Origin of the sequence: Flavobacterium aeripolare, assembly GCF_013294025.1 — a bacterium.
Classification (GTDB): Bacteria; Bacteroidota; Bacteroidia; order Flavobacteriales; family Flavobacteriaceae; genus Flavobacterium.
Genome location: NZ_JABSNL010000006.1, coordinates 185,454 through 209,892 on the forward strand (window position 1 = coordinate 185,454; position 24,439 = coordinate 209,892).

General features: G+C 32.9%; 13 protein-coding genes. 11 read left to right on the top strand and 2 right to left on the bottom strand.

From position 1 onward, the window contains the following. Positions 1 to 1,287: 1,287 nt before the first annotated feature. Complete coding sequence (gene nagB / locus HNQ00_RS08900; protein WP_371739053.1) at positions 1,288 to 3,216, top strand: glucosamine-6-phosphate deaminase; 1,929 nt, start codon at positions 1,288 to 1,290, stop codon at positions 3,214 to 3,216. 125 nt (positions 3,217 to 3,341) lie between these two features. Here the strand turns inward: nagB and HNQ00_RS08905 are convergent, their stop codons facing one another. Together HNQ00_RS08905 and HNQ00_RS08910 are read right to left on the bottom strand one after the other, a co-directional pair. Next, positions 3,342 to 4,058, bottom strand: a complete 717-nt coding sequence (locus HNQ00_RS08905) for a LytR/AlgR family response regulator transcription factor (protein WP_173837978.1) — start codon at positions 4,056 to 4,058, stop codon at positions 3,342 to 3,344. Between the two features lie 76 nt (positions 4,059 to 4,134). Further along, on the bottom strand, positions 4,135 to 5,193 hold the full coding sequence (locus HNQ00_RS08910) for a sensor histidine kinase (protein ID WP_173837979.1): 1,059 nt from the start codon (positions 5,191 to 5,193) through the stop codon (positions 4,135 to 4,137). 126 nt (positions 5,194 to 5,319) lie between these two features. On the opposite strand from HNQ00_RS08910, the gene HNQ00_RS08915 reads away from it, so the two are divergent. From HNQ00_RS08915 to HNQ00_RS08960, 10 genes are all read left to right on the top strand, one after another. Continuing rightward, positions 5,320 to 7,569 carry a GH92 family glycosyl hydrolase gene (locus tag HNQ00_RS08915; protein WP_173837980.1) on the top strand — a complete coding sequence of 750 codons (2,250 nt, stop codon included), beginning with the start codon at positions 5,320 to 5,322 and terminating at the stop codon, positions 7,567 to 7,569. Continuing rightward, positions 7,569 to 9,446 carry a sodium:solute symporter family protein gene (locus tag HNQ00_RS08920; protein WP_173837981.1) on the top strand — a complete coding sequence of 626 codons (1,878 nt, stop codon included), beginning with the start codon at positions 7,569 to 7,571 and terminating at the stop codon, positions 9,444 to 9,446. The genes HNQ00_RS08915 and HNQ00_RS08920 overlap by 1 nt, the downstream gene beginning before the upstream one ends. A 55-nt stretch (positions 9,447 to 9,501) precedes the next feature. Next, positions 9,502 to 10,467 carry a glycoside hydrolase family 130 protein gene (locus tag HNQ00_RS08925; RefSeq protein ID WP_173837982.1) on the top strand — a complete coding sequence of 322 codons (966 nt, stop codon included), beginning with the start codon at positions 9,502 to 9,504 and terminating at the stop codon, positions 10,465 to 10,467. Between the two features lie 4 nt (positions 10,468 to 10,471). Further along, positions 10,472 to 11,548 carry a carbohydrate-binding family 9-like protein gene (locus HNQ00_RS08930; protein WP_173838014.1) on the top strand — a complete coding sequence of 359 codons (1,077 nt, stop codon included), beginning with the start codon at positions 10,472 to 10,474 and terminating at the stop codon, positions 11,546 to 11,548. Positions 11,549 to 11,578: 30 nt separating this feature from the next. Next, on the top strand, positions 11,579 to 12,736 hold the full coding sequence (locus HNQ00_RS08935) for a glycoside hydrolase family 18 protein (protein WP_254598473.1): 1,158 nt from the start codon (positions 11,579 to 11,581) through the stop codon (positions 12,734 to 12,736). A gap of 30 nt (positions 12,737 to 12,766) precedes the next feature. Next, complete coding sequence (locus HNQ00_RS08940; RefSeq protein WP_371739048.1) at positions 12,767 to 13,885, top strand: family 10 glycosylhydrolase; 1,119 nt, start codon at positions 12,767 to 12,769, stop codon at positions 13,883 to 13,885. Positions 13,886 to 13,895: 10 nt separating this feature from the next. Next, positions 13,896 to 16,139, top strand: a complete 2,244-nt coding sequence (locus HNQ00_RS08945; protein WP_173837984.1) for a GH92 family glycosyl hydrolase — start codon at positions 13,896 to 13,898, stop codon at positions 16,137 to 16,139. Between the two features lie 164 nt (positions 16,140 to 16,303). Continuing rightward, the gene (locus HNQ00_RS08950) at positions 16,304 to 18,625 is read left to right on the top strand and encodes a glycoside hydrolase family 20 protein (protein WP_173837985.1); all 2,322 of its coding nucleotides are present in this window, start codon (positions 16,304 to 16,306) and stop codon (positions 18,623 to 18,625) included. Positions 18,626 to 18,770: 145 nt separating this feature from the next. Beyond that, on the top strand, positions 18,771 to 21,023 hold the full coding sequence (locus HNQ00_RS08955) for a GH92 family glycosyl hydrolase (protein ID WP_173837986.1): 2,253 nt from the start codon (positions 18,771 to 18,773) through the stop codon (positions 21,021 to 21,023). Positions 21,024 to 21,128: 105 nt separating this feature from the next. Further along, on the top strand, positions 21,129 to 23,780 hold the full coding sequence (locus HNQ00_RS08960) for a GH92 family glycosyl hydrolase (RefSeq protein ID WP_173837987.1): 2,652 nt from the start codon (positions 21,129 to 21,131) through the stop codon (positions 23,778 to 23,780). Positions 23,781 to 24,439 lie beyond the last annotated feature (659 nt).

A 24,439-nucleotide genomic window follows, 5' to 3' on the forward strand; every position in this document is an offset into this window, starting at 1 on the left:
TTCATCTGTTTTAAATTACCCATTATTTAGATTTCGTAACTAAGGATGAGGTTGTAAATGAGTTACTTATTGGTTTTAAGTTATTTTCTGGAAGCACTAAAAAGTTGGCGTTAATTTGAGGATGTTAAATTCAATGATGGCTTCAAGAAAAAAGGCGGAAAAATGGCATTTACAGTGTTTAACAATGGCTTTTCCATTTGTCGATACTGCGTATACGTATAGGAGGTATTTAGTAGAAAAGGTATACGGAAGATTTGTTTTCGAATAAGCAAAAGACATGCTCTTTACAAACGTAGAGGAAGTAAATCTGGAATTAGTTAGGGAGTACCTGTCTAAGTTTAAGGGCAGAAGAAAAGTATTTCACCTCTAAAAGGGATATATTAAAAACGAAAAAAGCTGCAGTAAAATTGCAGCTTTTTTTAAGTGGGGAGAGTAGGATTCGAACCTAATCGGCTGAACCCTTATCTACGCTGCATTTGTCTAAATTTATAACCCAATGTGCCACGATTTTGCCACAAAACTAAATGAGTTAATTTGATAGCTAAATTATAACATTATCAGTTGCTTAACTTGATTTTAATGAACGTAATAATTCATGTTTAATTAAAGTCAAATGTAGCTAAATTTAGAATGAAAGTGTAGCAATTTAATAAAATTATTATAGAACTATTATTGTATTTCTGATTATAATCGACCTCTTTTCTCCATTTGTATAACTGAGGGGCAGTAATACCTAGCTCACGAGCTAATTCTCATAGGTTATGCCTTTCATAACTCAATTGCACGGCTTTCTCTTTAAAAGCTCGGTCGTAAATCTTGCGCGTCTGTTTCATAAATTAAAAATAAGTCTTTTATTCTTAACTCAATCTGCGGGCTAAGTTAGCATGTCCAGCCTTTTATTCTAGAAGTTATGAATAATAACATGGACAATATTTACATAAAAATCAGCTAATTTGAAAGGAAAAAAAATAGAGAGATCCCGGTTAAAGCAGCAAGAGATTCTAACAGGCGATAAGCTTATTATAGAAACTCCATCGGAGCCAAATAGACAATGGGGAATTTAACGTCAATGGATTTCCACTACAAAGGATTGGTTGTTTTTCAGAGTAATAATTTTAATTTCATAAATATGTTTAAAAACCTTAGTCGGAACTACACAATGATTAAGATAGATTAAAGAGTCTAACATTTTTAATTATGTTTTTTGCCGAAGTACAAGGGTTGTTAGTCGAAATTTTAACTCGTATTAAGAGCTATTATGTAATTTTAGTTCAGAAAGTAATTAAAATGATAAACCGAGAGATGACTAGAGATGAAATAAGCTATAAAGAAGCAGGGAAATTTGAAGAAACACGTTGTGAAAAAATTCATAATGTTATTTTTGATTCATCAGTTGAAGCTTCAATTTTAGTAGCACGTGAAATAGCCAATTTAATACAAACCAAAGAGGAGTTAAATGAACCTTGTGTTTTGGGCTTGGCTACAGGATCTTCTCCTATAAAAGTATATGAAGAACTTGTAAGAATGCATTATGAAGAGAAACTAAGTTTTAAAAATGTAGTAACTTTTAATTTAGATGAATATTATCCTATGGATAAAGAGAATATTCAAAGTTACTTTCATTTTATGCATGATCATCTTTTTAATTATGTAGATATACTACCTGAGAATATTAATATTCCTGATGGAGGGGCTAGTTCACAAGAACTTTTGCAATATTGTATTGATTATGAAATGAAAATTAAATCTTATGGAGGATTAGATTTTCAACTACTAGGAATTGGAAGAACTGGACATATAGGGTTTAATGAGCCAGGATCTCATATTAATTCTGGTACAAGAAGTATTACTCTAGATCATATTACACGCATCGATGCAGCATCTTCTTTTTTAGGTATTGATAATGTGCCTAGAAAAGCCATTACAATGGGAATTGGTACGGTAAGAAGAGCAAAAAGAATTGTACTTCTTGCCTGGGGTATAAGTAAAGCTGAAATAGTAAAAGATACAATTGAAGGAGAAAAATCATCTCAAGTGCCGGCTACTTATTTGCAAGAGCATAATAACACAACTTTTATTTTGGATAGGGACGCTTCGTCTGAATTAACAAGGGTAAAAACTCCTTGGTTAGTAAAGTCATGTTTTTGGAGTGATGATTTAAAGCTTAAAGCTGTTGTTTGGTTAAGTGAATTAACTAAAAAACCGATTCTTAAATTAACGGATAAAGATTATAATAATAATGGGATGTCTGGCTTATTAGCCGAAGTAGGAATAGCGTATCATTTGAATATTAAAATGTTTAATAAATTACAACATTCCATAACGGGCTGGCCGGGCGGAAAACCCGATTCTGAAGATACTAATAGACCAGAGCGCTCACTGCCTGCTAAGAAAAGAATTATAATTTTTAGCCCTCATCCGGATGATGACGTAATTTCAATGGGAGGAACTTTTGATAGATTAGTTGAGCATGGTCATGAAGTACATGTTGCTTATCAAACTTCAGGGAATTTAGCGGTTTCTAATGAAGAGTGTTTGAAGTTTGCTGAAGTATCAGAGATTTTAAATCCTGCATCTACTTCCTCTAGTACGATCATTCAATTTTCAAAGAATAAATCTAAAAATGATATTGATCCTGTTGAAGTCAGAAAATTGAAAGGGGGTATTAGAAGAAGTGAGTCTCTAGGAGCTACAAGATATTTAGGTTTGCCAGATGAGAATGTTCATTTTCTTGATCTTCCCTTTTATGAAACAGGTACGGTAAAAAAAGGTAAACTTACTGATACTGATATTAAAATAATGTGTGACCTCATCGAAGATATAAAGCCACATCAAATTTATGCAGCGGGAGATTTAGCTGATCCACATGGAACTCATAAAGTTTGTTTGGACAGTTTATTTGAATCTTTAAAACAATTAAAGAGCAAAAAATTTATGGATGATTGCTGGGTATGGTTGTATCGCGGAGCTTGGCATGAATGGGAGTCGTGGCAAATTGAAATGGCAGTACCTATGAGTCCTGACCAAGTACTTAAAAAACGTCACGCAATATTTTATCATCAATCTCAAAAAGATGGAGTAATGTTTCAAGGGGATGATTCTAGAGAATTTTGGGTTCGAGCAGAGGATAGAAATAGAGCTACAGCAATAAAATATAATGATTTAGGTTTAGCTGAGTATGCTGCAATAGAGGCTTTTAAGCGTTATTTTTTTTAGAAATATATAAAAGTTAATGAATATTTTTGGTTGAAATATTTGTTTGGTTTGGTTATTTGTTATTGATGGTTATCACTTTTTTAGAAAGATGATAGCCATCAATTTTTTTAGAAAGGTTCTAAATTCTATATTGAAGAATTTAAAATTTTCTGCTTTACATCATCGATGTAGGATCTACCGATAATATATCTAAGTCCTTCAATCTCTACACTATTTCCTTCAAGAGCGTCAATTTTATCTATAGAAATAGTAAAAGAACGATGTATTCTTATAAAGTCCCTAGGAGGTAATAAATTAGTAAAATCAGTTAAAGTGCTATGTACTATGTATCTACTACTAATAGTGTTTATTTTTAAGTAATCTTTTAGACTTTCAATTACTAAAATTTCATCTAGAAAGATTTTTTTCATTTTTTTCTTATCTATCTTGACAAAAATGAAGGGACGTTCCTTATTCGTTTCTGTAGTGTGTTTTCCGTTTATAGGATCTAGCCTTTTATCTACTTTATTGATAGCTTTCATAAACCTAGGGAATTCAATAGGTTTAACGAGATAATCTAAAACATCTAGCTCGTATGTCTCTAGTGCAAATTCATTGTAAGCTGTTGTCATTATTACAAGGGGAGGAGCATCTAAACTTTTAATGAAGTTTATTCCGTCTAATACAGGCATATTAATATCTAAAAAAATCACGTCAATACTATTATTTTTTAAAAAATTTAAACCGTCTATAGCATTGTTGAATGTAGAAATCAATTCAAAATTCTCAAAATTCTCCAAGTAATTTTTGATAATGTTAATTGCTAATGGCTCATCATCTATAATCAAACATCTTACTTTCATATCTTTATTATTTCTTAATTCCAGGTGGTTTATAGAAGGAATTTATTTAAAGAATTATTAATTTATTAAGGTTGTGCTAACTTACTCTTATTTTAAGCTTAACTACAAAACTATTGTTTTTATTTTTAATGGTTAGTTTATAATCGTTCTTTTTATAACCTAATTCGAGTCTTTTTGTTACGTTAGCTAATCCAATACCATTTGTAGCAGTATCCTTTTCTTCGGAGATGGATGTATTAGGCATTGGATTTGAGATTGAAAAATATAGAAAATCTTCTTTGATTTTAAATTTGATATCAACTTTAACGTTTCCGATGTTTTTATTTACGCCGTGTTTAAAGGCATTCTCAATGAATGAAAGTAATAATATAGGAGCAATTTTTTTGTCTTCAATGTCACCAGAAATAGCCATATTTACTTCAAGACGATTATCGTGTCGAATCCTTTCCAAGTCTAAGTAGTTTTGAATACAAAGAATTTCGTTTTCTAATGATTGTCTTCCATTTTTAGTGTCGTATATCATATAACGCATTAACTCAGAAAGTTTTAAGATAATTTTAGGGGTCTTGTCAGACTTATCGACTGATAAAGAGTAGATATTATTTAAGGTGTTAAAGAAAAAATGAGGGGAGACTTGGGCCTTTAAAAAAAGTAATTCAGTTTCTAATTGTATTTTGGCAAGATCAGCGGCTCTTTTATTCTCATTTAAAAAATCAAGCGTTATTTTTATTGCAGTAGCAAAAGTAATCACATAAAGTTCACCTATCATAGTGTCAATAGCATATGTGAGATTTATTCTATCAATACTTTGTGGACCTTCTGGCCAAACCTTGTGCCCTAATAAATAATAGGTAAGTTCAAATTTCACAACCATCATTATTATAAGTGCTGACAGAATAGCAAGAATGTAGCTAAAGTATTTTTTTTTGTAAACCAAGTAGGGCATTAATAGAAAAATATTCAAATAACACAAAATCATATGAATAGGGAAACCCAATAAATTAGATTTAAAAGAATATGAAAAATCATTAAAATAACTGCCCCAACGAAAAGTATTGAAAGAGAAGTAAATTAACCAAAAGATCACATGATGTGTTACTGAAATTTTGTAAAGTTTATTAGAGGTAAAATTCATTGGTAGAAAATAGGATTTGTAACTGCTTTTTTGATGTTTAACATCGTTTAGACGTTGTCCGTCTAAATTTGTTTTAAGAGTGGTTAAATTTATGAAAATTTAAACTTAAATTAAGATAGTTAACATATGAAGAGCAAGATTTTATTTATTTTATTGTCAGTGTTTATTTATAGTTGTAAAGATAATTCAGCTAAAAGTGAGATTAAAGAAAACTTAACGGTTTTTGTAAATCCATTTATAGGCACCGGTGGCCACGGTCATACCTATCCTGGAGCTACAGTGCCTTTTGGGATGGTACAAGTGAGTCCTGATAATGGAAAGTCAGACTGGGACTGGTGTTCGGGTTACCATTATTCAGACTCTATTATTGTTGGGTTTAGCCATTTGCATTTGAGCGGAACGGGTATTGGAGACTTAGCTGATGTTTTATTAATGCCAATAAATAAAAAAGTAGATTTAACAATCAAAGCTACTGCACGAGATGAAATTCCTTATAAATCATCTTACTCTCACTCTAATGAAAAGTCTAGTCCTGGTTATTACCAAGTGTTTTTACAAGATTCAAAAGTTAATGTTGAGTTAACGGCAACACAGCGTACCGCATATCAGAAATATACTTTTGCTAAAGGGGACGAGCAGTCTGTAGTAATAGATTTGGGTTATGCCATTAATTGGGATAAAGCAGTAAAAACGAGTTTAACTCTAGAAGATGAATATACAGTGAGTGGCTATCGTTTTAGTACAGGATGGGCCAAAAATCAAAAAGTGTTTTTTGTGGCTAAATTTTCTAAGCCAGTAAAGAATTATATTCTTGCTAGTAATCACAAAATAATTGATGGAGCTGCTTCTGAAGGTGAAAAAACTTCTACTCAATTATTTTTCGATGCTAAAAATAATACCGAATTAATAGTAAAAGTAGCAGTTTCATCTGTTAGTGTTGCTAATGCAAAAGACAATTTGGATTCAGAAACTTTTGATGTTGCTAGAACTGCGGCTGAAGATGTTTGGAATAGTTCTTTGTCTAAAATTCAAGTTGAAACTCCTATAGATTCCCTTAAAACTATTTTTTACACAGCAATGTATCATGCTCAAATTGCTCCTGTAACTTACAGTGATAAAAACGGACAATATCGAAAAGAGAATGACAGCATCGTTACTGCTAAGAACTATACGGCTTATTCTACCTTGTCACTTTGGGATACTTTTAGAGCAGAAAATCCTTTGTTAACATTAATCGCTCCAGATAAAGTTTCAGATATTGTAAACTCTATGTTGTCGTATTACGAAACTAAAAAAATATTACCTGTTTGGACGCTTTATGCTAATGAAACTAATACTATGACAGGCTATCATTCAATTCCTGTAATAGTAGATGCGTACCAAAAAGGAATTAAAGGTTTTGATGCTGAGAAAGCATACGAAGCTATGAAAACCACAATGATGCAAAACGAGCGTGGTTTAAACTTTTACAAACAATTTGGATTTATTCCTTATGACTTACTTGATGAGTCTGTCACTATTACTTTAGAATATGCTTATGATGATTGGTGTGTTGCTCAAATGGCAAAAGCTTTGGGTAAAGAAGCCGATTATGAATATTTTCTGAATCGTTCTAAAGCATATCACTATTTATTCGATCCAGAAACTGGTTTTATGAGAGGGAAATCTAAAGACGGGAAATCTTGGAATGAACCTTTCGACCCTAAACATTCAAACCACAGAGAACAAACTGACTATACTGAAGGAAACGCTTGGCAACACAGCTGGTTTGTGCCACAAGACGTTACAGACTTTGTTTCACTACATGGAAGCAATGAAATCTTTGCTAGCCGCTTAGAAAAATTATTTACTGAAAGTTCTGAGATTACAGGTGATAATGTATCTGCTGATATTTCTGGATTAATAGGTCAATATGCACATGGTAATGAACCGAGTCATCATATTTCTTATTTATTTAATAGTGCAGGACAGCCCTGGAGAACACAGTATTGGGCACATTATATTTTAGAAACACAATACAACACAACACCTAACGGATTAAGCGGAAATGAAGACTGTGGTCAAATGTCTGCTTGGTATATATTTAGTTCTATAGGTATATATCCTATGAATCCTGCATCTGGAGAGTATCAGATAGGAAGTCCAATTTTTGAAAAATCAACGATAACGCTCGTCGATGGTAAAACATTTGTGATTGAAGCAAAAAATGTTTCTAAAGAGAACTTTTACATTCAGTCAGCAACACTAAATGGGAAGAAATTTGATCAAACATTTATTACTCATAAACAAATCACAAAAGGTGGTGTTCTGCATTTTGAGATGGGGTCAGAGCCAAATAAAAAATGGGGTTTAACAAATAATAACAAAAAGGGATAATGGATATCATCGATTTAAGTATAATTATAATTTACATCCTGATAACAATTGGTATCGGTATTTGGATTTCTAGAAAAGCGTCAAATGGCTTAGATGACTATTTCCTTGGTGGTAGATCTATAAAATGGTATTACTTAGGTTTAAGTAATGGATCAGGAATGTTTGATGTTTCAGGAACCGCCTGGATGGTGGGGATTTTGTTTTTGTACGGGGTTAAAAGTTTTATGCTAATGTGGCTTTGGCCAATATGGAATCAAATTTTTGTGATGATGTTCCTTGCAGTTTGGATAAGAAGATCTAATATAATGACAGGTTCTGAGTGGATTTTAACGCGTTTCGGAAACGATAGAGCTGGAAAGGCTTCTCATATTATTGTTGCTGTTTTTGCTATAATTTCAACGATAGGTTTTATAGCTTATTTTTTTGAAGGCATTGGTAAATTTTTAACTGTAATTTTACCTTGGGATTTAGCGGTTCATTTTAACGGATCGGTATTTTTAAATTCAGAACAATCATATGCTTTAATAATTATCTTTTTAACGACACTTTATACCATAAAAGGAGGGATGTTCTCTGTTGTTGCTACAGAAGTGCTGCAATATGGAATTATGGTGCTTTCAGGAGTACTTGTGGCAGGATATACACTAGTAAATTATACTGATATACAGATTAGTTCTGTTATTACAGAAGAGTGGAAAAATGTTTTCTTTGATATGGAATTAGGAAGTCATTGGTCAGGTAAATATGAAGTGTTTGATAAATTGATCAATACCGAAGGTTATAAAATGTTTGGTGCATTAATAGGAATGTCTTTATTTAAAGGCTTTTTTGCTAGTATTGCAGGGCCTACGCCAAGCTACGATTTACAACGGATCCTTTCTACTAAATCAGTTAAAGAAGCGGCTTACATGAGTGGTTTTACTAATTTAATTCTATTTATTCCAAGGTATTTATTGATCGGAGGAATTGTAGTGATAGCATTGATGACACTTGCTCCACAGATGATTCATAATCCAGCATTGAGTGGAGGTGACTTAGAGATTTTGTTGCCAACAGTAATTAATTTTCATGTCCCAGTAGGGATTAAAGGATTGTTGTTAGCAGGATTATTAGCTGCTTTTATGTCTACTTTTTCAGCATTTGTAAATGCAGGTCCTGCTTATATTGTAAATGATATTTATAAAAAATATTTTAAACCAGTCGCTACAAGTGCGCATTACATTAAAGTTAGCCATATCGCTTCTTTTGTTATTGTAGGGTTAGGTGTTTTTATGGGTTTCTTTGCTGATTCTATTAACTCATTGACTTTATGGATTACTAGCGCATTATTTGGTGGTTATGTGGCTGCTAATTTCTTGAAATGGGTATGGTGGCGTTTTAATGGTTGGGGTTATTTCTGGGGAATGTTTGCAGGACTTGTTGTCGCTTCTTTACAATTTGTATTAGGTCAAAGTAAAGGTCATTTTACTGAAGGAACACTATTTTATGAGCTGTCTGAACTGAAAGATATCTATATGTTCCCAATTATTTTTAGTTTTTCAACACTGGGTTGTTTATTAGGTACATTTTTGACGAAACCTACAGATAGTAAAGTTTTAAAATCATTTTATACAAATGTAAGACCTTGGGGTTGGTGGAAACCTGTGTATACTGAACTACAGCTTGAAGATCATTCTTTTGAAAAAAACAATAATTTTTTAATGGATATGATGAACTGTGCCATCGGAATTGTATGGCAATCGAGCATGATTGTACTTCCTATATTTTTACTAATTAGAGATTATCCAAAAATGATCGTTTCCCTAGTTGTCTTTTTAATAACTTCGATAATTTTAAAATATACTTGGCTAGATAAAGTTCGGAAAATTGAAGACTAACTACTCCTTTTTTGGAAAAGACAAAAACAAAGATTACTAAAATAAAACAACAAAAATGAATAAAATTCCATGGCAAGATAAGCCAGAAAATAGTACTGATGTAATGTGGAGATATTCAAATAACCCCATTATTGATCGAAATGCAATTCCGTCTTCTAATAGTATTTTTAATAGTGCTGTGGTTCCTTTTGGGGACGGATTTGCAGGAATTTTTAGATGTGACAATAAAGCGGTGCAAATGAATATATTTGCAGGTTTTAGTAAAAATGGAATAGACTGGGATATCAATCATGAACCTATTGAAATGAAAGCGGGTAATACTGAAATGATTGAATCAGCATATAAATACGATCCACGGGTGGTATTCATTGAAGATCGTTATTGGATTACATGGTGCAACGGATATAACGGACCAACAATAGGCATTGGTTATACCTTTGATTTCAAAGAATTTTTTCAATGCGAGAATGCTTATTTGCCTTTTAATAGAAATGGTGTTTTGTTTCCACAAAAAATAAACGGTAAATATGCTATGTTAAGCCGTCCAAGTGATAACGGCCATACGCCTTTTGGAGATATATGGATCAGTTATAGTCCAGATATGAAGTATTGGGGAGAACACAGATTAGTTATGAAACCGACTCCCTTTGAGGACAGTGCTTGGCAGTGCACCAAAGTTGGGGCAGGACCAATTCCTATTCTTACTGACGAAGGTTGGTTGATGTTGTACCACGGAGTTATCAATACTTGTAATGGTTTCCGTTATGCAATGGGTGCGGCTATTTTAGATACAGAAAAACCAGATAATGTGAAATATAGAACACAACCTTATTTGTTAGGACCAACGGTAAATTATGAACAAGTAGGTGATGTGCCTAATGTGGTATTCCCATGCGCCGCTTTACATGATTTAGAAGAGGATAAATTAGCGGTTTATTATGGTGCTGCAGATACTGTGGTAGCACTGGCTTTTGGTAAATTAAGTGAAGTTGTTCAATTTACAAAAGATAATAGTTTATAAAATGATGCGAGATAATAGTAAAATACTGTCAGTAATTTTAGGTTGTTTTTCGATGTTGAGTTATGCTCAATCAAATAGCGAAATGACACCCAAAAGCTACGTTGCTTACAAAACCCCAACTGCAATAACTATCGATGGTGATGCAGCAGAAGCAGCTTGGGAAAAAGCAGAGTGGACGACTCCTTTTATAGATATTGAAGGTGTTAAAAAACCAAAGTATGATACTCAAATAAAAATGCTTTGGGATGACAATTATTATTATATACTTGCAAAAATGGAGGAACCTCATGTTTGGGCAAATTTAAAACAACGAGATACTATAATTTTTTACAATAATGATTTTGAAGTTTTTATTGACCCAGATGGAGATACTCAAAATTATTCTGAATTAGAAATAAATGCTTTAAATACAGTATGGGACTTATTTATAAATAAACCTTATCGAGAAAAAAATGTCGTTTTAAATGATTGGGACATCAATGGATTAAAGTCAGCGGTAAAAGTAAATGGAACGCTGAATAACTCATTAGATATAGATAATGGATGGGTTTTAGAAATGGCGATTCCTTGGGCTGCATTTAGAAAATCGTATGGGGAGGATAACGTGCCTAAAGATAATTTTTGGAGGGTGAATTTTTCCAGAGTAAACTGGCAGCATTCAATCATTGATGGTAAGTACCAGCGTAAGAAAGGTACTGAAGGGAAGTTCTTGCCAGAATATAACTGGGTTTGGTCGCCTATGGGAGTGATTAATATGCATGAACCAGAAAAATGGGGCTATGTCTATTTTTCGTCAAAAGAGGTTGGGAATAAGGATTTTTTCACGGTTCCACAGGACGATAAAATTAAATGGGAATTGTTTAGTCTCTATAGAAAACAAAAAACATATCATAAAACGCATAAATCTTGGGCTACATCACTAGCTACGATTTCAAAGGGAAGTATTACAGTTGACGGTAGAACTTTGAAGCCAGTACTGGAAAATTGTTTGGCAGGCTATACTATATCAATTATAAGTCCTTTTTCTAATAAAACCTTAGTTATAAAGGAAGATGGCCAATTTTTAGAAAAAAGTAATTAATTTGAATAAATATTTTTTAAATAAATCGTAATGATGAATCTTTTTAAACAATACAATACATTAATTAGATCAAGTTTTATAATCGTAATTATAAGCAGTTTTTTTGCTTGTTCTTCATTAGAAAAAAATCAGAAAAATAAAAACAAAGATTTAAAAATTATAGGTTACGTTGCGGGTTATGAAGATTTTGATCCAGCAAAAGTTGACGCTGTAAAGTTGACACATATTAATTATGCTTTTGCCAATATTGTTGATGGCGGTGTTCAATTTGAATTAGCTACGGATAGCATAAAAATTAGGAGTTTAATGCGCCTTAAAAAACAAAACCCTGATTTGAAAGTTTTATTTTCAATAGGCGGTTGGGTTTGGTCAGATCAATTTTCAGATATAGCTGCTTATAGTGATTCAAGAGAAAAATTTGCTAAAAGTGCAGTTAAATTAATGGAGTCCTATGATTTTGATGGTATTGATATTGACTGGGAATATCCAGGGCAACTTGGGGAGGATAATGTTTTTAGAACTGCTGATAAAGAAAATTTCACCTTATTACTGAGTGAATTACGAAAACAATTAGACATTCAGGATAAAGTAGCTAAAACACATTATTTATTAACTATAGCAGCCGGAGCAAATCAAAAATACATTGATCATACTGATTTAAAAAAGGCGCATCAATATCTTGATTTTATAAATGTGATGTGTTACGATTTTTATAGCGGACCGTTTCATCAAACTGGACATCATGCCAATTTATACCCTTCGAGTGATGTAAAATTTGTTGGAAATAACGGGGCTAGTACCATTACTAGGTTACTAGAAGTGGGTATTCCTGCGAACAAACTTATTTTAGGAATTCCTTTTTACGGTAGAAAATGGGAAAAGGTATCACCAGAAAATAATGGATTGTATCAATCTGCCGAAACTACAAATGAGATTATCTCTTCTTGGAAAATAGCCGAAGAAATGCAGTCTGGAAAATTCAAGAAATTATACGATAACGAGGCAAAAGCATCCTATTTATGGAACGCAGAAGACCGTGTTTTTATATCTTATGAAAGACCGAAAGAAATAAAATTAAAATCAGAATTTATAAAGGAAAGTGGACTTGGCGGTGCTATGTTTTGGGAATATAGTTTAGATAATAACAAAGAATTATTAGAGCAACTTTTTGAAAGTATTAAAAAATGATAAAATAAATTATAAACTAATTAATTACCATTGAAGATGAAATATATAGCGACATTTATAATTGGCTTACTTTTTATAGCGTGCAATAGTAAAATAGGAGGCGAAGATGCAAATATAACCCAAGGCACTGAAGAAATAAAAGAAGCTTTTCAGTTTGGTGTGTGGATAGGTGCAGATGCTAAAAAATCGGATGCTTTTTATACAAGTGAATTTAAAAAATACAAAGAGGGGGGAATTGACGCCGTTTTAATTAATACAAACACAGATGCTGAACTTCTAAAGCGATTGGTTCCTGTTGCTAAAAAAGAAGGATTAAAAGTTCATGCCTGGATTATGGCAATGAATCGTCCTGGAGATTCTATTGCACTACAGCATCCCGAATGGTATATGGTTAGCAAAGACGGGAAATCTTGTTTTGATACTCGTCCCTATGTGGATTATTACCAATGGCTTTGCCCTACAAGGAAAGAGTCTAGAAATCATGTACTAAGTTTAGTTGAAGGTTTGGCAAAAGTGGATGGAATCGAAAGTGTGCACTTAGATTATATTCGTTTTCCAGATATTTTTTTACCAATAGGTTTATTGCCTAAGTATAACTTAAAACAAGAGTTTGAAATGCCAGAATACGACTTCTGTTATTGTGATACTTGTGTTGCTGCTTTTGAAAAATTACACCATAAAAATCCGAGGGAAAGTAAAAATACCTCAATCGATATGGAATGGAAGAACTTTAGATTAAATGCTATTAAAGCAGTGGTCGACGATGCGTACAAAATTGTTCATAAACACAATAAAAAATTAACAGCTGCGGTATTTCCTTATCCAGAAATGGCCGACCATATGGTACGCCAACGCTGGGATAAATGGAATATTGATGAAGTTTATCCTATGATCTATCATAATTTTTATAACGAAGAAATTGATTGGATAGGGTACGCAACTAAACAAGGTGTAACTGATTTAAAAGACACAAAAATTAGAATTAACACCGGGGTTTATATTCCTGGATTACAATCAGAGGACGAACTGAAAGAAGCGATTGTTTTAGCCAAAGAAAATGGCGCTAAAGGAATTACATTTTTTGATGGAGCGGCTTTAACAGCGGCAAATATAAAAACGATTAAAGAAACTAAGGCAAGCCTAAAATAAAAGTAAACAAATGAGAAAAATTGGTTTTATATTTTTAGTACTATTTACATCTTTATTGATCTGTTGCAAAAAAGAGACAACAGCGGAGCAAATTAAATTGACGAGTCTTGTTAACCCATTTATCGGTACGGACGGTCCTGGTAATACGTATCCAGGAGCGACAGTTCCATTTGGAATGGTTCAATTAAGTCCAGATATTGGTATTCCAGGATGGGATAGGATTGCAGGTTATTTTTATAAAGATTCTATTATTACCGGTTTTTCACACACACATTTAACGGGTACAGGTGCCGGAGATTTATACGACATTCTTGTAATGCCTACAAATAGTCGATTCACAAAAAAAATTGCCGAAAATAATTTTATGCCTTTTTCTAAGTTTTCTCATGATAAAGAGCAGGCTTCACCAGGATATTATACCGTAGATCTTCTAGATTATGGTATTAAGGCTGAGCTTACCGCAACTGCTAGAACAGGAATTCATAAATATACATTTCCAAAAGACACTTTATCTCAAATTCATATTGACTTAGGATATGCATTAAACTGGGACGCTCCTACAAAAACACACTTAAGTGTGGTTGACGACACAACTATTGAAGGATATAGAATGTCTACGGGATGGGCAAAAGATCAGCGCCTTTACTTTGTTATAAAACTTTCAAAACCATTCAAGTCTTTTCAAATATTTAAAAATGATACACTAACAAGTAGCCCAGTAATCGCAACAAAGTCAAAAATAATATTGAATTATTCGACTAATGATAATGAGGCTATTGTTTTAAAAACAGGTTTGTCTAACGCTTCCATTAAAGGAGCATACAAATCTTTAGAGATCGAAGCTCCTGATTTTGATTTTGAAAAATATAGAGCTAAAGCAGATTCTATTTGGGATAAGGAACTTCATAAAATAGAGGTTACAACATCTAATGTAAACGATAAGAAAATTTTCTATACGATGATGTACCAATCCATGCTAGCTCCCACACTTTTAAGTGATCATAACGGAGAGTATAAAGGGGCTAACGGAAAAATAATGAAGGCAGAAGGTTTTGATCGATATGATACGTTCTCTTTATGGGATACCTACCGTGCTGCACATCCTTTGTACACAATCTTGCATCCAGAGAGAGTTTCTAATATGATTAATTCCTTATTGGCACATTATAAAGAAACAGGATTGTTGCCTGTATGGTCATTGCAAGGAAATGAAACAAATATGATGATTGGTAATCATGCGATACCTGTAATCGTAGATGCCTACTTAAAAGGGATTAAGAATTTTGATGTTGACTTGGCATATAAGGCGTGCAAAGAAAGCTCAATGGTTAATTTAAGAGAGTTAGATGTTTATAAAAAAATGGGATATATTCCTGTAGGAGATCAAAATGAGAATTGGTCAGTATCAAAAACCTTAGAATATGCCTATGATGATTGGTGCCTAGCGGAGTTTGCAAAAGCATTACATAAAACAGCTGATTATAATTATTTCTTGAAACGTTCTGAAAACTGGAGGAATTTGTATGATTCTAAAAGTAAATTCATGAGACCAAAATTAAAAGATGGTACTTTTATAAGTGACTTTATTCCTAAAGAGTATAGCGCCTATTTTTGTGAAAGTAATGCTTGGCAATATTTCTGGTCTGTTCCTCAAAATGTTGAAGGATTAATAAAAATAGTTGGTGGTAGAGATGCCTTTGATAAAAAGTTAGATACTATGTTTAGTTTAGATCCGTTACCGGAGGATAAGCTTCCTGTTTTTAGTACAGGAATGATAGGTCAATATGCCCATGGGAATGAGCCAAGTCACCATGTAGCTTATTTATATGATTATGTAAATAAACCTTGGAAAACACAAAAATTAGTTAGAAAAATTTTAAAGACACAATATAAAAACACGCCTGACGGACACTGTGGAAATGAAGATTGCGGACAAATGTCTTCTTGGTATATCTTTAGTTCTCTCGGTTTTTATCCTGTAAATGCAGCACAGGGAATTTATGCTTTTGGCTCACCTTTATTCGAATCAGCAACTATTAATTTAGAAAATGGGAATAAATTTATTGTAAAAACAATTAACAATAGTGATGAAAATTTCTACATTCAGTCCGTTACATTAAACGGTAAAGTGATTGACAGATACTATATTACTCACAAAGAGATAGAAAAGGGAGGGACTTTAACTTTTAAAATGGGGAGTACTCCAAATAAAAAAGCAACTAACACGATGGCTTTGTCATCAATAGTTTTCTAATTGAATTTAAAAAAGTGCAAAGAACAAATTGATTAGCACTTTTAGACAGATAGAGACTGTTATTACTGATTGTATGGTTAATAGAACACTATTTTCTTAGGTTAAAAAGCGTTGTACTACCATTTTAAATTACACCGTTTAATTAAAAATTAATAGAAACCAAAATGAATAAAGTCGACCGCTTATTGATTATAGTGTTTATTGCAGTTACGAATGTTTGTTTAGGGCAAAAAGCATTTAGTCAAAAAGAGATTCAAATCATTCCAAAGCCCAATGAAATGGTATTTTCTGATGGAGTGTTCGAGTTTTCGAATGAAACAGAATTTGTCGTTAGCGATGACGAGCAAAGAGGAATTGCTTCCACATTAATTAACAAATTTGAAAAAGCTTCGGGACTAAAATTTGATGTTGTTTCAAAAGCACCTAAAAGTAATTTTGTTCAATTAAAAGTAAATGATAGTTTTAAAAAAGAAGCTTATGAATTGAAAGTTTCTAAAAAAAGTGTAGTTATTACTGCTAAAGGGAGTGCTGGATTTATTTATGGTCTAGAAACTATGAGGCAATTATTGCCTGTTGCAATAGAAAGTGAAATGGTAGTTGCGAATACCATTTGGGAAATTCCTGCAATTGATATAAAAGACAAACCTCGTTTTCAATGGCGGGGATTGATGCTTGATTTATCGAGACATTTTTTTAATAAAGAATATATTTTAAAAACTATTGACCGTCTAGCGATGCATAAGATGAATGTGCTGCATTTACATTTAGTAGATGATCAAGGATGGAGAATCGAAATTAAAAAGTACCCGAAATTAACGGAAGTTGGTGCATGGAGGGTTGATCAAGAAGACAAAGCTTGGGATATTAGAGCAGTAAATAGTCCTACGGATAAAGGAACATATGGTGGTTTTTTAACGCAAAAAGAATTAAAAGAGATTGTAAAATATGCTCAGTCTAAGAATGTAGAAATTATTCCTGAAATTGAAATGCCGGCGCATGTAAGTTCAGCGATTGCGGCGTATCCTGAATTGTCTTGTTTTGGAAGTGCTATTGGTGCCCCCTCGGGAGGAGTTTGGCCTATTACGGATATTTATTGCGCAGGCAAAGAAAGTACATTCAATTTTTTAGAAAACGTTCTAAGTGAAGTAATGGAAATCTTTCCTTCACAATACATTCATATTGGTGGTGATGAAGCAACCAAAGACCATTGGAAAACTTGTCCTGATTGCCAAAAAAGAATTCAAGAAGAAGGCTTAAAAGATGTAAACGAATTGCAAAGTTATTTTATAAAACGAATTGAAAAATTCATAATTTTAAATAACAAAAAATTAATAGGTTGGGATGAAATTTTAGAAGGAGGTTTAGCTCCCGAAGCAACTGTAATGAGCTGGAGAGGAACTAAAGGCGGAATTGAAGCCGCTGAGCAGGGACATGATGTAATTATGACACCAGAATCTCACTGCTATTTTAACTTTTATCAAGGTCCTCAAAATGAAGAGCCTTTAGCTTTTAATGGTTTTTTACCTTTACACAAAGTATATGCTTTTGACCCTGTCGTAGAGTCGATGACTCGTGCCGAAGCAAAACATGTTCTTGGTGGTCAAGCCAATTTATGGTCAGAATACATAACTTCAGATGCACTTTCAGAATATATGCTTTTTCCTAGACTAGCGGCGTTGTCTGAAGTTTTATGGAGTACAAAAGATTCGCGTAACTGGGAAGATTTCTCCATAAGATTGGGGGCGATGTTTAAGCGTTACGATGCGTTAAGGATTAACTATGCTAAAAGCGCTTACATGATAACAGTAAGTAGCATAGTAAATGTGGATACGAAAAAAGTGCTCTTAAGTTTAGAAAACGAATTTCCTAATCCTGACATTCGATACCTAATTGGAGAAAAAGAGATAACTGAAAATGCAATTAAATACACTAATCCTATTGAGGTTAAGGGAACTACATTATTCAAAGCTTCTTTGTTTAAGGACGATAAGCCTGTAGGAAAAATTTTTATTGATACCATTCAGTTTCATAAAGCGGTAGCAAGCAAACTCACTTTTAAAATACCATTTAATGATAGTTATAAAGGTGATGGCGCTTTAAGTTTGGTAAACATTATCAGAGGAACTAAGAATTTTCACGATGGACAATGGCAGGCTTGGTTAAAAGACGATATGGAAGTGGTTATTGATTTAAAAAAAGAAAAAGAGATTCAACAAGTAATTTTAGGGAGTTTAGAAAGTCAAGGATCAGGAATTTATTTTCCTACTACAGTGACTGTTTCAATCTCTAATGATAATATTAATTTTATAGAAGTTGGAAAGTTAACGCGTGCTTTTGCAGCAAATGGGAATGACGAACTTAAAGATTTTAAAATTGATTTTAATAAAACAAAGTCAAGATTTTTAAAAGTGGTTGCTACTAATTTGAAAAAGAGTCCTACAGGCGGCGGAACTTGGCTATTTGTTGACGAAATTCAGGTAAATTAAAATTTGTAAGAGATGGTTAGTTGGGTTTTAAATAGTAATAAATCTATGAAGGGTCTAAAGTTATTATTCAGGTACCATTAAAAAATAATTTATGTTCAAAAGAAGCTTGGACATTAAAAATATAAATAAATACTAAATAAATGATATGCTTTTAATTTACAAAACTAAAGTAATAGTAAAATCTATATTTGTGGTGGTAGTTTCTATCTGCTACTCTAATTTATGTGCACAACAGCAACCCGCTGATTATGTCAATCCTTTTATTGGTACTTCTAATTTTGGGGCTACTTATCCCGGGCCAATTGCACCTAGAGGAATGGCTAGTGTTAGTCCGTTTAATGTAGCGGGACCACAAAACTTACCATTAGAGAAAGACAGTCGTTGGTTGTCGAATCCTTATGTTCATGAAAATACTTTTTTAACAGGATTTTCTCAGGTGAATTTAAGTGGGGTTGGTTGCCCTGATTTGGGTGTTCTATTGCTGATGCCCACCACAGGAAAAGTAGAAACAAATCATTTAAAATACGGTTCCACTTATTCTGATGAGGTGGCAAAAACGGCTTATTACAGTTCGAAGATTGATAAATACAATATCAAAGCAGAGTTTACAGCTTCAAAACGTGTTGGTGTAAGTAGGTTTACTTTCCCCAAAGGGCAGTCTAATATTCTACTGAATCTTGGAGTGGGCTTAACCAATGAAGAAGGCGGAATGGTAAAAGTAGTCTCGGCTACTGAGATTGAAGGAATGCGCAATGTAGGTTCGTTTTGTTACAATAGTCCAGAAGATGCTTATCCAGTTTATTTTGTGGCTCAATTTTCTAAACCTGCTGATTCATTTGGAGTTTGGAAAAAACCTGCGAAACACGAAGGTGTTGAAGCACAATGGATGGGATATAATGGTAAAATGCGCATGATGGATAACAATACTAAAATGGTTGTTGGAGATAGTATTGGGACTTATTTTACCTATGAATTTGATAAAATAGAAACTGTTGAAGTCAAAATCGGTGTTTCTTATGTGAGCATTGCTAACGCCCGTGAAAATTTAGAGAATGAAACATCAAATAAAACATTCGATGCCGTTTACAAAGAAACGTACAAAAAATGGAATGACTTACTTTCTAGAATTAAGGTAGAAGGTGGCACAAAAGAAGACAAAACAGTTTTTTATACGGCCTTGTATCACACTTTGATTCATCCTAATACTTTAAATGATTCTAATGGGGATTATCCGGAGATTAAAACGGGCAAAATAGGTAAAACAGAAGGAACGAGATATACAGTTTTTTCACTTTGGGATACCTATCGAAATTTGCATCAGCTGATGTCATTGGTATATCCAAAGCAGCAATCTGATATGATAAAAAGTATGTTGGAAATGTATGATGAAAATGGATGGCTGCCGAAATGGGAATTGAATGCTACAGAAACTTTTACGATGGTGGGTGATCCAGCTAGTATTGTAATTGCTGATACCTATTTAAAAGGGATTCAGGATTTTGATGTTCAAAAGGCATACAAAGCCATGCTTAAAAGTGCTGATCAAATCGAGAATAATCCGTTGCGTCCAGAATTGAAAGATTATATAGAGAAAGGTTTTGTTACTACAAAAAACAAAGGATCGGTTTCTACTACTCAAGAATACAATGCTTCTGATTATGCTATTTCTATTTTGGCGAAAGCCTTAGCAAATAAAAAAGACTATGAGCGTTTTAAAAATCGTTCGTTATCGTATAGAAAATTATATGATAAAAATTTAAAATTATTGCGTCCAAGAACAGAAAAAGGTAGTTTTTATGAGCCGTTTGACCCTCTATCTGGTGCTAATTTTGAAGAAAATATTGGTTTTATAGAAGGTAATGCTTGGCAATATGCTTTTATGGTCCCGCATGATATTAATGGATTAATGAAATTGATGGGAGGTAAAAAAGAATTTACAAATCAACTGCAAAAGCTTTTTGATAACAACTATTTTGATATGGCTAATGAGCCTGATATTGCTTATCCTTATTTGTTCAACTATGTAAAAGGAGAAGAGTGGAGAAGTCAAGAGTTAGTAAAAAAATTGATAAAAAAATATTTCCAAAATAAACCAGATGGTTTACCAGGAAATGATGATACAGGTACAATGTCGGCTTGGTTAGTATATTCGATGATGGGAATCTATCCTATTGCGCCAGGCAATCCAGAATATACCATTACTGCGCCAGTCTTTGATAAAATTACTATCGAATTAGATTCTGAATATTACAAAAATAAAAGTATCGTTATTGAACGAGAAGGTTCTAAAAATGATAAAATTAATAATATAGAACTAAACGGAAAGAACTATAAAAGCTTTTTTATAACCCACGATGATTTTGTAAATGGGTCAACTTTAAAAATAATTCAAAAGTGAAGAATTATCTATCTGAAGTTTAATATGTGGCTTAGGAACGGTATACATTTTAATAATATAGCTTTTAAATAACGTGCGTTTCGTTATCGCAAAATAAAATAAATTATGATAAAAAAAATAAAAATAACTTTTAGTATATGCGCATTTGCTTTACTGTGTTTGAGTTGTAAGCAACTTAAAGATGTTTCTGGAAATTCAAGGCTAATTCCTGCCAAAGAATATTTGAATTATGTAGACACTCGTGTTGGTACTGCGCCTAGTATTGCTAATATTACTGTTACAGAAGCAGAGGAGCCTCTAGGATATGTCTCTCCTATCGTTGGTAATCCATCTGCTTTGACGCATTGGACACCACAGACTGCGAAATGGACTAATCGTGTGAATAATGTACCAGTACCTTACTGGTATGATCAAAATAAGATTCAAGGGTTTCGTGGTACACGCTATCCTAATGGAGCTGTTGTTAGTGATTGGGGGCCAATGTCTTTAATGCCGATGATAGGTAAGGTGCAGATTGATGCTGAGGCTCGTGCATCAAAATTCAGTCACGATACTGAAATTGCTAAACCTCATTATTATGCTGTGAATTTAGAGGACTACAATATAAAAACAGAATTTACAGCGGCGTCGAAAACTGGTTTTTTTCAGTTTACTTTTCCTAAATCTAAAGCTTCATCAGTGGTTTTCGATGGTGTTTATGTTCCAGGATATTACAAAGTGATTCCTGATAAAAATGAAATTGAAGGTTATATGGTAATTGCAGGTCACTTTAGGAACTATTTTGTAGCAAAGTTTGATAAAAAATTTGACTCCTTTAACGTAGATCTGTTAGCTAATGTAGTAAATAGCGGTTTGGTGCCGGAAGGATTTAAAGCTAAATATTATAATAATGATAAACTAGAAGGAGAACCAGAAGGATTTGAAACGTATTCAGAATTAAATTATGAATGGCTGAAATCACCAATTAAGGGTATAAGAGATGACTTTTTCTCTGCAATTTATACAGGTACTCTTGTTGCAAGACACTCAGGAGAACATATTTTTAACTTAACCACTGATGATGGTACTAGAATGTACATTAACGATAAACTCGTAATAGATAAGTGGATGTATCGCAATGTCGGTACTGAAAATTATAAAATAAATCTTATAAAAGGGAATAAATATATTATTAGGATTGAATATTATGATGGTTCAGGATCGACTGCTATGCAATTGAGATGTGCAGAGCCAGTAACGTTAGATCCTAAATTAGGATCAGAAATGGCTCTAAAAGGAGCTGACGGAAATGCGGTGTATGTAACTTTTGCAACAAATGATAATGAAAAAGTAAAGATGAAAGTTAGTACATCCTTAATTGACATAGCACAAGCCCGTGCAAATATGGAAGAAGAATTTCCGGATTTCGATTTTAACAAGGCTGTAAAAAAAGGTGCTGACGTTTGGGAAAAAGAATTGAATATGATTCAAGTTGAAGGTGACGAAGATGATAAAGCGATTTTTTATACTACATTGACTAAATGTTTTGTAAGTCCACGTAATTTAAACGAGGGAGGGAGATATTTTAGTCCATTTGATTTTAAAGTTCACGAAGGGGTAATGTATACTGATTTATCAATATGGGATACCTTCCGTTCCTTACATCCATTATGGGTCATTTTAAAACCTCAGGAAACTACTGATATTATTAATGGTATGTTAAATACATATCAACAAGGTGGTTGGTTACCAAAGTGGCCTAATCCATGGTATCGTAGTATTATGATGGGGACTCATGCTGATGCAATAATTGCTGATGCTTACGTAAAAGGAATTAGAGGGTTTGATACTGATATGGCATTCGAAGCAATGCTTAAAAATGCTAATAAGAAAGGGGATAGAGGCTTTTCTGGTAGAGTAGGGATTGATTACTTTAATGAAATAGGATATGTGCCTGCCGATGTTTTTGGAACATATGGAGAACCAGTAGCACGAACTCTTGAATTCTCTTATGATGATTATTGCATAGCACAAATAGCAAAAGCCCTAGGCAAAGATGATTTTTATAGTAAATTTATGGAACGATCAAAAAGATATATTAATGTACTAGATAAAGAAACAGGGCTTGTTCGAGGAAAAAAAATTAATGGTGAATGGCTACCACCTTATGACAAAAGTATTAGTGTTTGGGCACAAGGAAGTGATCATGATACTGAATTATATTATAAGAATTATACACTATTTGTTCCCCACGATATTCCTGGTCTAGCAAGTTTTATGGGCGGAAAAGAAAAATTAGTAAACTATCTTGATGATTTTTTTGAAAAGGATATGTACTATGTAGGTGATGAGTTTTCTATGCACGCACCCTATATGTATAATAGTTTAGGAAGTCCATGGAAGACACAAAAAGTTGTTCGTGAAATGCTGGCTAAATATTTTTTTAATGATGTAGGAGGTTTACCAGGTAATGATGATTGTGGTCAGGTCTCTTCTTGGTATGTATTTGGGGCTATGGGATTCTATCCAGCAAATCCAGGAGACCCAAGATATCAAATATGTAGCCCTATATTTAATAAGGTTCAAATCAATGTAGGTAAAGGGAAAGTTTTTACTATCATCGCAAACAACAATTCAAAGGAGAATGCTTATATACAGTCTGCAACATTAAACGGAAAATCGTATAACTTAAGTTGGTTTAGTCATGAGGCTTTAGTATCTAATGGAGAATTGATTTTTGAAATGGGGCCAAGACCAAATAAAAAATGGGGATTATAGAATCATCAATACATTAATTAATTATTAATAAGTATGTATATGAAAAGGAGGTAGTGAAAACTACCTCCTTTTTAATTTTAGCCATTGTCCCGTCCTGAAATAAAGAGACACAAAAATTAGTTTAATGGATAGACATGGATAAACACGTCATGTGAAGTTTACTCAAAAAGAGTACTCAATGTCTATTAAATTACAAATTGTCAAAGAATTTGAACCAGGTCAGCTTACTGCTGTAGAAGCAACAAAGACTTATGACATCCAAAACAGACTAACCTTTTTTTATAAGAAGAGCTAGTTTTTTAAATATCCATAGTAGTATTTAAACAGCATCTTTATCTATGCGTAAAAATAGTTTTTTCTCATTTTTATACTGCAGGATCCTTTGTTCTTAGTGAATATTTCTCTAAAATAAAATCATTTAAAAACGGTGAAAACAAATATTACTGAAGCGCTGAATGAACCTTAAAAAGGCGCTACTTATTCATTATTATCGTAATTTAAAATGAAAACATTCTGTTTTTTTTAACAAAAAATATATACCGAAAAAAAATTAAAGCACGACTATTTTTCGATTAATACGATTCTTATCAGTTTAATTTTTTTATGCTATAATTATTTGATGTATAAAAAAAAGCAGTATTAAATGAATTATTAACATA